The sequence below is a fragment of the Burkholderia metallica genome, from assembly GCF_001718555.1.
Classification (GTDB): Bacteria; Pseudomonadota; Gammaproteobacteria; order Burkholderiales; family Burkholderiaceae; genus Burkholderia; species Burkholderia metallica.
Genome location: NZ_CP013401.1, coordinates 1,264,919 through 1,277,812, shown reverse-complemented (window position 1 = coordinate 1,277,812; position 12,894 = coordinate 1,264,919). Strand labels below are relative to the sequence as shown.

The 12,894-nt window shown below is 71.6% G+C and carries 6 protein-coding genes; 2 read left to right on the top strand and 4 right to left on the bottom strand.

Annotated features, from left to right (window positions below; genetic code table 11):
- The first annotated feature begins 4 nt into the window (after positions 1-4).
- Both WJ16_RS05770 and WJ16_RS05765 read left to right on the top strand, forming a co-directional pair.
- Complete coding sequence (locus tag WJ16_RS05770; RefSeq protein WP_069256229.1) at positions 5-931, top strand: DMT family transporter; 927 nt, start codon at positions 5-7, stop codon at positions 929-931.
- Positions 932-1,527: 596 nt separating this feature from the next.
- Entirely contained in the window at positions 1,528-2,808 is a 1,281-nt protein-coding gene (locus tag WJ16_RS05765) for a sensor domain-containing phosphodiesterase (RefSeq protein WP_069256228.1), read from the top strand.
- Positions 2,809-2,980: 172 nt separating this feature from the next.
- Here WJ16_RS05765 and arfB read toward each other — a convergent pair whose 3' ends face one another.
- The 4 genes from arfB to recC are packed head-to-tail and all read right to left on the bottom strand — an operon-like array spanning position 2,981 to position 12,736.
- The gene (gene arfB, locus WJ16_RS05760; protein ID WP_069256227.1) at positions 2,981-3,385 is read right to left on the bottom strand and encodes an alternative ribosome rescue aminoacyl-tRNA hydrolase ArfB; all 405 of its coding nucleotides are present in this window, start codon (positions 3,383-3,385) and stop codon (positions 2,981-2,983) included.
- Entirely contained in the window at positions 3,382-5,694 is a 2,313-nt protein-coding gene (locus WJ16_RS05755; protein WP_069256226.1) for an AAA family ATPase, read from the bottom strand. The genes arfB and WJ16_RS05755 overlap by 4 nt, the downstream gene beginning before the upstream one ends.
- Positions 5,691-9,401 carry an exodeoxyribonuclease V subunit beta gene (recB, locus tag WJ16_RS05750; RefSeq protein ID WP_069256225.1) on the bottom strand — a complete coding sequence of 1,237 codons (3,711 nt, stop codon included), beginning with the start codon at positions 9,399-9,401 and terminating at the stop codon, positions 5,691-5,693. Before recB ends, WJ16_RS05755 begins: the two co-directional genes overlap by 4 nt.
- Positions 9,398-12,736 (bottom strand): exodeoxyribonuclease V subunit gamma, encoded by a 3,339-nt coding sequence (recC, locus tag WJ16_RS05745; protein ID WP_069257967.1) that lies wholly within the window; start codon positions 12,734-12,736, stop codon positions 9,398-9,400. The genes recB and recC overlap by 4 nt, the downstream gene beginning before the upstream one ends.
- Positions 12,737-12,894: the final 158 nt, after the last annotated feature.

Genomic DNA, 12,894 nt, shown 5'->3' with positions numbered 1-12,894 from the left:
CCCGATGTCACCCAAGAATGCGCTTCTGCTGACCTTTCTCGCCGCCCTGTGGGGCGCGTCGTTCCTGTTCATCCGGGTCGGCGTCGCCGATTTCGGCGTCGCGCCTTTGATGGCGCTGCGGGTGGGCATCGGTGCGCTGTTCCTGATCGGCTTCGCGCTGACGCGCTTCCCGCCCGCCGAACTCGGCGCCCGGCTGCGCCGTCACGCGTGGCCGCTGTTCGTCGTCGGCGCGCTGAACTCGGGCATCCCGTTCTGTCTGTTCGCGTTTGCCGAACTGACGCTGTCGGCCGGCGTGACGTCGGTCATCAACGCGACGGCGCCGCTATGGGGCGCACTCGTCGCCTACCTGTGGCTGAAGGACAGGTTGTCGCTGCCGCGCGTGCTCGGCCTCGTGATCGGCTTCGGCGGCGTGCTCACGCTCGTGTGGAACCAGATCGCGAACGCGCAAGGCAGCACCGGCGCGAGCGCGACGGCCCTCGCCGCGGCCGCCGCGCTCGGCGCGACGCTGCTGTACGGGATCGCGGCCAACTACACGAAGCGCAAGCTGAGCGGCATCGATCCGCTCGTCAACGCGACCGGCAGCATGATCGGCTCGACCGTGCTGCTGCTGCCGTTCGCGATCGCGACCTGGCCGGCCGCACCGATCGGCGCGCACGCATGGGGCTCCGTGCTCGCGCTGGGTATCGCATGCACCGGCATCGCGTATTTCATCTACTTCTACCTGATCGCGCACATCGGCCCGGCCCGCGCGATTACCGTCACGTTCGTGATTCCGGTGTTCGGGCTGCTGTGGGGCGCGCTGTTCCTCGGCGAACACGTATCGGTCGTGATGATCGAAGGCTGCGCGATCGTGCTCGTCGGCACCGCACTCGCGACCGGTGTGATCAAGCGGATTCCCGGAATGAAGCCGCGCAGCGGCGAAGCGACCTGACGATTCGTTTGGGCGCAGGCACCGGCAGCAGGTGGGGCGCGGTGTCTGATGGACGGGGGGACGGTTCAGCGGTGTGGTGCGGATGGCATTGGCACTCCTCTGACGGCCACGTTCGCTCGGGGCTGATCCAGCCGCCGGGATTTGCCGTCTCGTATTGTCTGCGCTGACTTGCCGCGCCTCACATCACCCACCCGCTTCGCCGCGACTCGTCACACCGTGCGTCACCACATGTCATGACATGTCATGCCGTGTCACACCACGCGCGCCGTGTCGAGTCGAGTCGTGCCATGCCCCCATGCCGTGCCGCGCCGTGCCATGCCATGCCATGCCATGCCATGCCGCCGGATCGTCATGTGCGCCAGCGGTGCCCGTTGCTACGCGGCGGTCATGCGCGGCGCGCATGCGGGCGCCCCGGCCGCGAGCGCCTATCCGTGTGCGTCTGGAGTTACCCTGATACGCGAGCGACGCCATTCCCGTTACACTCGGAACACTTACCCGCAGAAGGCGGTCACGATGTTCCACGTCCTTTCGCGTCCGCCGGCGCGTGCGACTGCTTCAGCGTGGCGCCGCTGCGCCGCCCGCCCCCGGGCACTGACATGAAGCCCGCCCGCGACCTCTCGCTCGACTCCCTGCTCGAACGCCTCACGGCGACGCCCGGCGGCTGGCTCGCCACCTATCGCAACACGACACTGCGCAGCGTATTCCAGCCCGTGCTGTCGATCACGCACAAGCGGGTCGTCGGCTACGAGGCGCTGCTGCGCGTCGTCGATTCGAACGGCGCGCTGGTCTCGCCCGCCGCCTTGTTCGACAAGACGCGCGCCGACGCCGACGCGCTGCTGCTCGACCGGCTCGCGCGCTGCCTGCATACGGCCAACTTCGTCGCGCAGGGCATCGGCGACGGCTGGCTGTTCCTGAACGTCACGCCGCGCGTGCTCGATTCGGGCCTCGTGCAGCGCGAATTCGTCGAAGCGCTGTGCCGGCATTTCGCCCTGCCGCCGAACCGCATCGTGCTGGAGGTCGTCGAACAGCCGGCGCGCGACGAAGCCGCGCTCGCCCGCACGATCGACATGATCCAGCATCGCGACTTCCTGATCGCGATCGACGATTTCGGCACGGGATTCTCGAACTTCGACCGCGTGTGGCGCGCGCGCCCCGACATCGTCAAGCTCGATCGCTCGCTCGTCGAACGCTCGACCCGTTCGGCCGACGATCGCCGCATCATGCATCACCTCGTATCGATGCTGCATCAGGCCGGCGCGATGGTGCTCGCCGAGGGCGTCGAGAGCGACGACTCGCTGCAGGCGCTGATGGAAGCCGACATCGATTTCGTGCAGGGTTTCCGGTTCGGCCAGCCCGATGCATCGATCGCCCATGCAAGCGCGGCGGCACCCGCGATGCTCGACGCCGCGTGGCAGCGCTTCATCGCGCGCCGGCACGCACCGGTCGTCGCCGAGCAGCCGGGTTTCGACGCGATCGAGCGACTCGTGCTGACCGGCGCCGCCGCATTTTCCGCGAGCGGCAACCTGCAGGACGCCGCGCAACGCGTATTCGCGGAGCCGGCTGCGCGCCGCGTGTTCGTCACCGACGAGACCGGCGAGCAGTTCCTGCCGTCGATCGGCGCGCACGCCGACGACGGCCAGGCAGGCACCACCCGCCTCGCCCCGCTGTTCCCGGAAACCCACAGCAACTGGTCGCGGCGCCCGTATTTCCAGCGCGCGATCGCCGCCCCCGGACGCGTCGCGCTGATGGGCCCGCACTTCTCGCTGACGGAAGGCCGCGACTGCTACACGGCCGCCGTCGCGATTCGCGCGCAGAGCCGGCTCGTCGTGTTCTGCGTCGACTTCGTGCTCGACAGCGCGGGAACCGTGATGCGGTAGCCGGTACGTCGGCGAGCGAACGGCCGGCGCGACCGTCGCCCGTCCGTCGCTCGACTCGTCGTGTTCTGTGTCGCCCTCGTGCTCGACAGCGCAGGAGCCGTAACGCGGTAGCCGGTGCGTCGGCGAGCGAACGACTGTCGCGCCCGTCGCCCATCCGTCGCTCGCCCATTCGTCAGTCGGTCACCTTCCCTCGTCCCGACTTCACCGCGCTGCGGCGCGACTTGTGCTCGAGGCGCCGCTCCTTCGACGCGCGCGTCGGCCGCGTGGCGACCCGCGCGCGCGGCGTGTACGCGACACCGCCGATCAGCGCATCGAGGCGCGCCAGCGCGGCTTCGCGGTTCTTCTCCTGGGTGCGATATTCCTGCGACTTGATCACGACGATGCCATCGCGCGTGATGCGCTGGTCGGGCAGCGCAAGCAGCCGCTCCTTGATGACGGGCGGCAACGACGACGCGCGGATATCGAAGCGCAGGTGGATCGCGCTCGACACCTTGTTCACGTTCTGCCCGCCCGCGCCCTGCGCGCGCACGGCCGTCCATTCGACTTCGGCCGGATCGAGCGTATAGCGGATCATCATCGCGAAGCCTCCGTCCGGCGCCGCTCGAGCGCCTCGTCGACGCGCGCCGCGAGCCCCGAGTCGCGCTGCGTGCGTGTCGCGACCGCCTGCGCGAGCACACGCCGCGGCCCGATCACCTGCACGCGCGTGCGGGCACGCGTGACGGCCGTATAGACGAGTTCGCGCGTGAGCACGCGGCCGAACGACGCCGGCAGCACGAGCGCGGCCTCGTCGAATTCCGAGCCCTGCGATTTGTGGACCGTCAGCGCGAAAGCGGTTTCGTGCGGGGGCAGCGCGGCCGGCGATACCGCGCGAGCCGTGCCGTCCGCGCGCCTGAACCACACGCGCAGCACGCCATGCGCATCGGGCAGCGCAACGCCGATATCGCCGTTGAACAAGCCGAGCGCATAGTCGTTGCGCGTCACCATGATCGGCCGCCCCGTGAACCAGTGCGCGCCGACCGCGAGCGGTACGCGCGCCGCATGGCGCACGTGCGCGGCCACGAGCGCATTGACGTGCTCCGCGCCGCGCAAGCCGCTGCGGGTCGCGCACAGGATCCGGAACCGGTTGAGCGCGTCGAACAGCGGCAGCGGATCGGGCACCGGCGCGGCCAGCGCGTCGCGCAACGCGTCGAGGTAGGCACCGAAGCGCCGCGCGAGCCGCTCGACCGTCGACGACGCGAGCGACTCGCCCGCATCGTCGTGGAACGACGCGGCAGCCGACTCGTCGGCGGGCAGCGCGTCGAGCGCGGCCTGCACGTCGCCGCTGCGGATCGCGAGCGACAGCCGCCCGATCGGCGAATCGAGACCGAAGCGGTAGTTGCGTTCGAGCCAGACCACGCAGTCGGCAAGCGGGGCCGGTGCGGCCGCGGGCGCGGACGCCGCGGCGGTTGCGTCCGGCGCCATCGACGTGACCGACGCAAGCGCCGCGTCGCCTGTGTCGAACGGCGGCAACTCGATGGCGTCGAGCCACGCGAGTTCGCCGACCTCGATCCATGCGGCGGCTTCGGCGGCTTTGACAGCCTCCCCCGAGTCGCCGGTTTCGGCCGGCACGGGGCCTGCAGCCGGCGGCGGCGCGACATCGGTCGACGAATCTTCATCGCCCTGCGGTTCGTCGTCGAAGAGCGATGCCTGCCGTATATCGGTTTTCCGTCTCGACGCCGGTTTGCGGGCAGCCGTTGCACGCGCAGAGGAAGGCGCCGGCGCCGGGACCGCGGCGGAAACCGGATGCGCCGCGGGAACGGCCGCGGTCGCGGCGTCGTCCCGCACCGGCAACGCCGCGACGAACGCCGCCTCGTCGATGCCGAGCGCCTGCGCGATACGCGTACGCGCCGCGGCGGTAAATGCCGGCCGCGCGCTCAGCTCCGCGAAGACGGCGCCCGCCTCGACGGCGGCCAACTGGTCCTTGTCGCCGAGCAGCACGAGCCGCGCGCCCGGTGCGAGCGCGTCGAGCAGATGCGCGGCGAGCGCGACGTCGATCATCGACGCCTCGTCGACGACGATCAGGTCGTACGGCAACGGATTGTCGCGATGGTGCCGAAAGCCGGCCGCACCGCCGCCGCCCAGCAGCCGGTGCAGCGTGTACGACGTATCGGGCAGGCGCGCCGCGAGTTCGGGCGGCAGGTCGCCGGCCCGCGCATGCAGCGCTTCCTGCATCCGCTGCGCGGCTTTGCCGGTCGGCGCGGCCAGCGCGACGCGCAGCGCCGGGTGCGCGTCGAGCAGGCAGGCCAGCACGCCGACGACGGTCGTCGTCTTGCCCGTTCCCGGGCCGCCGCTGACGATCGTCACGCGGCCCGTCAGCGCGACGATCGCCGCGACGCGCTGCCAGTCGACTTCACCGGTGGGCGGCCCGAAGTAACGCGCGAGGCTGTCACGCAACCGGTCGGGCGCAAGCGCTTCGTCCGGCACGGCCGTGCCGGCCTGCGCGACGAGCGCGTCGGCAAGCCGACGCTCGTAGTCGAAATAGCGCGACAGGTACAGGTGATCGTGACGGTCGACGATCAGCGGCCGCTCGTCGCCGCGCGCGAGCGTGCCGAACGCGACCACGCCGCTCGCGGCAAGCGCCGCGCGAACCTCATCCGGCGGCGCTTCGTAGCGCTGCGCGAGCGCACCGAGCGCGACGCACACGTGGCCGCCGGCGGTCGCTCGGCTCGTCGCGAACGCGGCGCGCGCGGCCCAGCGCGCGGCCGCGGCCGGCGCGCCGGCGCGGCGCGAGAGATCGCCGATGCGGCGCGCGAAACCTTCCGCAAGCGCGATGCCGAAATCGGCGGGTTCGGGCAGCCGCGCGACGAGGCCGCCGGTAAATTCGAGCATATCGTCGGAGGCGTTCATGCGCGGCCCCCTTCCATCATCCGGTCGAGCGCTTCGACGAGCGCACGCGCGGGCCGCCGCGCATGCACGCCGGCCGGCTCGCCGCCGCTGCGCCAGCCGGGCCGCACACCGCGCACGAACAGGTACAGATAGCCCGCGATATGCGTGTCGTAGTCGTAATCGGGCAGCCGCCCGCGCAGGTAGCGATGCAGCGCGACCGTATAGAGCAGCGCCTGCAGGTGATACGCGTGATCGGCCATCGCGACGTCGAGCGCGCGCGGACCGTACGCGTCCGGCGTCGTGCCGAGATGGTTCGACTTCCAGTCGACGATCCAGAAGCGGCCGTCGTGTTCGACGATCATGTCGATGAAACCCTTGATGAAACCGGCGAGCATGCCCGCCTCCAGTGCAACGTCCGGGTAGCCGTGCGCGACCAGCAGCCGGCGTAGCGCCACGAGGTCGAGCGCCGGCGCAGGGAACAGGAAACCCATTTCGTCGAGCCGCTTCGCGGGATCGAGATCGGCGAGCCGCATGCCCGGCACGAGCTCGGTGTGCACGACGTCGTCGACCAGCCGCACCATCATCGCCGACAGGCGCGTCGCCAGCTCGGGCACGGCCTCGACCGGCCGGTCGTGCAGCGCGCCGAGCGCGGCCCGGGGCCACGACTCGGGCTCCGTGAAGCGGCTGAGTTCGAACAGACGGTGCAGGCACTCGCCGGCCGCCGCGCCGCGCGGGAACACGAGGATGTCGTCGTCCGGCGGTTCGGGCGCGACCGGATCGGCCAACAGCCACTCGCCATCCGGCGCCACCGCGGCCAGCGCATCGTGATCGGGCCGCAGTTCGTCGTCGGGCACGGCCGCGACGCCCGCCTCCTCGCGCGCCATCGACGCGGTCAGCGAGCTGAAGCTCGCCATCCGCCACGCATCGCGCAGCACGCGCGTCGCCTGGCGCGCCGCGAGCGTCTGCGACGCGTCGTGCCCGGCCGCGAGCCGCTCGGGGCGCCCCGGCGCCGGCAACGGCGCGACGCTCACGGGGCCGCCCGCGAGCGCATGCCATGCGGTATCGAGCGCGGCTTCGTCGGGCGGCTCGTCGAGCCATGCATCGAACGACTGCCCGGCGCCCGCGACGAGCCAGTTGAGCACGCTGCGCCGCGCTTCGCGCGTCGAGCGCGATGCCAGGTACGGCCCAGCGACGACATAGCAGCGATAGACCGCGCGCGTGAGCGCCACGTAGACGAGCCGCGCGCGTTCCGCAGCCTGCTCGCGCAGCGCCTGCCGCGCCGCATGCGCGGCGGCTTCGTCGTCGCAGCCGTAATGCAGCACCGCGTCGCCCGCCTCGTCGTGATATTCGCGCGCATCGGGCAGCGCGGACGGCGGCGGCTCGCGCAACCCGCCGTCGTTCAGGAACGGACAGAACACGATCGCGTATTCGAGGCCCTTCGACTTGTGCACGGTGACGATCTGCACGAGGTTGCGATCCGATTCGAGCCGCAGCTGCGCTTCCTCGCCGCCGCCGTCGAGCCGTTGCGCGGCGAGCCAGCGCAGCGTCGGTGCGATGCCCGGCTGCGCCGATGCGCGTGCCTGCGTCAGCTCGGCCAGATGATTGATGTCGGTCACGCGCCGCTCGCCGTCCGCACCGGCCATCAGCCGCTCGGCGATCCGCAGTTCGCGCGTGAACGTGCGCCACATCACCGCGAAGCCGCGTTCGCGCCACAGCAGCCGATACCGCGAGAAGCGCTCGACCCAGCTCATCGCGTCGGCGCCGTCAGTAGCGGATGCATCGCGTTGCCCGTCGCCGTCGCCCTGCTCCATTCGCCACAGCGCGCCCGCATCGAGGCCGAACCAGTCGGATGCGAGCGCGGCGCGCAGACGCCGGAGGTCGCCCGGCGCATCGATTGCCGCGAGCACGCGTTCGAGCTGCTCGGCGTCGCCGGTCGAGAACACCGATGCCTGCGCCAGTTCGACGCTGCCGATGCCCCACGTGGCCAGCACGCGCTTCACGAGACTGCCCTGCCGGTGCGTCTGCACGAGCACCGCGACATCGCCCGGCGACAGCGGCGTCGCGCCGAGCCGCACGCGACCTTCGCGCGCGCCGCGCATCAGCCGCGCGATCTCGGCCGCGCAGGCCTGGGCGGCCTGCGCCTGCGCGTCGCGCTTGAGCAGCGTGCCTTCGCCGCCCGGCAACGCCCACACCCGGAAATCGCCGGCCGGGCCCGGATCGGTTTCGTCGACGAACGGCGCACGCACGCGCGTGCCTGCGCGCACCGCGTAATAGTCGAGCCCGTCGAGCACGAAGGCGCGCGGATTCGACATGAAGAAGCGGTTGCACGCATCGACGATCGCGGGCGTCGAGCGCTGGTTGACCGCGAGCGTATAGCACGCGCTCGCACGCGCGCGTGCCGCCAGATACGTATGCAGATCGGCCGCGCGGAAACTGTAGATCGCCTGCTTCGGGTCGCCGACCAGGAACAGCGGGCCGCCCGGCGCGAAGATCCGGTCGAAGATCGCGAACTGCAGCGGATCGGTATCCTGGAACTCGTCGATCAGCGCGGCCGGATAGCGCGCGCGCAGCGTGTCGGCAAGCCACGGGTGCGCGTGCAGCGCGTGATACAGGTTGGCAAGCAGATCGTCGAACGACACGACGCGCCGCGTGCGCTTGCGCTCGGCCAGTTCGCCCGGCGCCATGTCGAGCCATGCGGCGATCAGCGCGAGCCAGCGCGCGCGCTGGGTGGCCTCGGCCGCGGCCACGGCCGCTTCGAGCGCGTCGGCCACGTCGAAGAATGCGTGTTCGGGTGTCGTGCCGCCCTTCTTCGTCGCCTTCGCCAGCGCGGTTTGCGTGAGCTTGAGCGCGACCTTCGGCAGCGCCGCCGTCGCGTCGCCCTGCGCGAAGTGCGCGGCCCACGCGGCGAGTGCATCGGCAACCGCTTCGGGTTTGTGCGAGCGCTGGTTGAGCGCGGGCTGCGCGGCGCGCAGCAACGCGTCGATCGCATCGCGCTCGGCCGCCCACATTCGCGCCGCCTCGGCGAAGCATTCCGCCGCGGCCGCTTCGGCCGATTCGTCCGGCTCGGCCACGCCGTCCCAGCGCAGCGCGGCGAGCGGCTTCTTCAGCCGGCGCGCGAGCTGCGCATCGAGCGCGGCCGGGCCCGCGCCCGATTCGACGAGCCAGGTCGCGAAGCCCGGCCAGCGCGCGGCGGCCGGTTCGACGCGCGTGCGCCAGAAATCCGCCGCCAGCTCGAAGCGCAGCGATGCATCGTCGGCCTCCATGTCGAACGCGAACGGCATCGCCGCCGCGAACGGCGCTTCCTGAAGCGCACGCTGGCAAAACGCGTGAATCGTGTGGATCGCGGCCTGGTCGAATGCGCGCAACGCGCGCCTGATCCGCTTCGCGGCCGTGTCGGGGTCGAGCATGCCGGCTGCGCCGAGCGTGGTTTCGAGCAGGCGCGAGATGAACGGGTCGCCGCCGTCGTCGCCTGTGTCGAGCGCATGGGCAAGCTGCGCGAGCCGGCTGCGAATCCGCTCGTGCAGCTCGGCGGTCGCCGCTTTCGTGAAGGTCACGACGAGGATTTCGTCCGCGCCGAGATCCTTCTCCAGCAACAGGCGCACGTACAGTGCGCAGATGTTCCACGTCTTGCCGGTGCCGGCCGACGCCTCGATCTGGTTGACGCCGTCGAGCGGGCACGCGAACACGTCGAGTTCCAGCGCGTGCTGCGGCTGCGACACGGCGCTCATGCGACCTCCTTCAGATGCTCGACGAGCGGATCGAACACGAGCCGCGCGAGTGTGCCGAACGGCTCGTCGAGCGACGCATGCGCACCGCGCCACGCGATCGCGATGGCCGGATCGTCGGCTTCGCTCACGACGCGCTCGTTGATCCAGACGCTCGCGGCCTTGGCCTCGCCGTCGGACACCCGCGCCCACGCGCTGCGCGGGAAAAACCGCAGCGGCATGCGTCGCCCCGCGCGAAACAGCGCGGCCAGCGGCGCGAGTTGCTCGAGCGGCGCCGCGACGGGCGTCAGCTCGAACGCGCCGCCGCTGCCGAACCACAGCGTGCGGCGCGGGCCGTCGGGTTCGATCGCGCAATAGACGAGATGCGCGAGCCACGCGGAAAGGTAGTCGCGCGCACTCGGCCGCGCATAGCGGTAGATGATCTGCCCGGCCGGCGTGAGCCGGTTCAGCGTGCCGTGCAGGTCGAGCGGCGCGCTCACCGCGTCGCGCGACAGCAGCGCATCGTCAGCGCCGAACAACGCCTGCTCGGTGTCGGGCCACGCGGGCACGACGGTGAGCGAGAACGGCCGCCGCTCGATGCCGTCGGCCAGTGCGCGGCGCACGTTCGACGCGAGCTGCGTCATCGAGCCGAGCGCCTGATCGCGCCATACGGCGCCCGTCGCGCCGCCCGGCAGTTCGGGGCTCGCGTCCGCAATGCGCAGCGCGTGATCGTGCATGCCGGCGCCGTCCGATTCGATCAGCAACGGCAGCACGCGCTCGGCGAGCGCGTCGCTGCCGGCGAAATCGAGCGCGAACGGCTCGGTGTCGAGCAGCTCGGCCTGCGCGTCGGCGAGCACGATGCCGAGCCGTGCACGCAGCAGCGCGCGCGCGGGATGCCGCCAGAAACGTTCGAATTCGCTGAACGCGACCGGCTCGACCGGTTCGGCCGGCAGCGGCTGCGCGAAGAACGGCCGCTCGCGCGGCCCGTCGCGCGACGCCTCGGCGGCCAGCAGCGACGCAAGCGTCGCACGCTCGGCGTCATACGAAACGAGTGCGCTGCCGGGCTGGAAATACGCGGCCGCGAACGGCTGCAGCGGATGCTCGACGACGAACGCGCGCCGCGCGGCATCGACGGCATCCGGCGCGGCGTCGGGCCCGGCCGCGACGAGCGCAAGATGATCGAGCAGCTCGTCGACGAGTGCCGCGGGCGGCAACGGTGCGTTGTCGCGAATGCTGCGGCCCGTGTAGGCGATCAGCAGCCGGTCGCGCGCGGCGAGCAGCAGGTCGAGAAACAGGTTGCGCTCGTCGTCGCGGCGCTGCCGGTCGCCGAGCTTCGGCAGCACGGCCATCAGGTCGAATTCGTCCGCGCGCGCGAGACTCGGCAGCACGCCGTCGTCCATCCCGAGCAGGCAGACGACGCGATACGGCAGGCCGCGCAGGCTGGTCAGCGACGAGAACGTGACGCCGCCCCACGGCACCCCGCCGCGCGCCGGATCGTCGAGCGCGGCGGTCAGCCCCGCCCGGACGACGGCCGCCGGCAACGCTTCGTCGGGCGCGCCCTCGGTCATCGCGGCCAGCATCGCGTCGAGCGCATCGCGCACGCCCGCGAGCGCATCCGCATACGCGGCGCCCGAATCGAAGAAACGCGCGAGCGTGTCGGCGAACAGTTCGCTCCAGCCTTGCGGCGTATGCGCGTCGGCCAGCCGCCGCGCGAAGCCGTCGAGATCGTCGGTGAAACGGGCGAGCCGGCCGAGCAGTTCGGCCTCGCTGCCGGTGGCCGCCTCGATCGGCAGCCACGCGCCGACCGGTGCCGCGCCCTCCGGCATCGCATAGCCGAGAAAGAGCCGCGCGAGCGCATCGGAGAACGTATGGCGCGGCACCGGCACGGCCGCGTCGTCGCTCGCGCGCGGCGACAGCCCGCGCCGCGCGCCGGCGGCCGCGAGCCAGGTCTGCACCGTTTCGAGCGCGGCCGCATCGATGCCGTAGCGCGCGGCCACCGCGTCGACGCGCAGCCATTCGACCAGCTCGGGCGCGCCGACCTGCCGCTCCGGCAACGCGAGCCAGTCGAGCAGCACGCGCGCCACCGGGTTCGCCTGCGACGGCGGCAGGCCGGTGATCCGGTAAGGCACGCGCGCACCGCCTGCGCCGGCCGTGCCGAACACGGCGTCGATCAACGGGCCGGCCGCGGCGAGATCGGCCACCGCGACGAGCACGTCGGACGGCTGCAGGCTCGGGTCGGCGTCGAACCACGCAAGCAGCCGGTCGTGCAGCACCTCGAGCTGGCGCGCGAGGCTGTGGCACACGTGCACCTCGATTCCGCGCTCGGCCGGCGTGCCGCCGGTTTCGGCCTCCGGCTGCAGTTCGAGGATCGCGTTCTGCACGCGCGCGAGCCACGTGGACTCGGGATTCTCGACGAAACGCGACGCATCGCCCGACGCGGCGCTTTCGGTCAGCTCGTGCAGCATGTGCAGTTGCGCCTGCGTCTGCCTGCCCCATTCGGCGAGCAGCGGATGGCCGACTTCCTGGTAGTCGAGCCGCCCCGCCGCATCGAGCGCCTCGGCATGCGCGGCGGTCACGATGTCGAACCAGAATTCGCGGCACGGGTTCAGCGCATAGATGCGCACGTCGATCCAGCGCGACAGCTCGCGCAGCAGTGCGACATGCAGCGGCGGCATCGTGGGCAGGGCGAACACGCTGACCGATTCGGGCCAGTCCGCGCGCGCGACGGTGTCGGGATCGAGATGGCGCGCTTCGACGAGGAAGCGGTGCGCGGGCGGCGTGCCGCTGTCGCTCAGCTCGGCGAGCAGCGCGCGCCACAGCGCGGCCTGCCAGCGCTCGTCGTCGCGCGCGGCGTCGCTGATCCCGCGCGGCGCGGCGTCGCCCGCGAGCACGGATTCGCCGGCCTGCCATGCGGCCAGCCATTCGGGGCGATAGGTCAGGTAGTGGTCGAGCACGGTCGCGACGCGGTGGGCAAGCTCGTAGCGCATCGCATCGTCGGACGCGGACAGATACGCGGCGAGCCGCGGCGACGCGAGCCACGGCGCGCCGTCGGCCGCTCGCGCGAACAGCCGGTAGCAGCGCCATACGAGACGGTCGGGCGCGAACGGCGAGCGCTCGGGCACCTGCAGCACGCGGCCGATCTGCGCCCACAGCCACTGCGCGAGATACGTGAACTCGACGTTCGCGCACACGCCGTTGCGCGCGGCGATGTCGAGCTCGAGACGGCGGCGCAGCGCCGCGCTCGGCACGATGACCTGTTGCGGCGCCCATGGGCCCTTGCGGGCCGGGAACGCGGCCAGATCCTCGAGCAGCGCGTCGGCCAGCGTTTCGTGACGATTCGAATAGAACAGATGGAGCATGAGGCAGGTCGGATTCTCGCGCCGGCCGGAGCGGGCGAACAGGTTCCCGAAGGATAGCAAATGGCCCGCCGCCGCGAGCATCGGCCGGATGGCCAGGTTTTGCGGACCGCGAAATACGATAGACTCGTCGCCAGTCAAGATGCCGCCCCGGGCGTCTT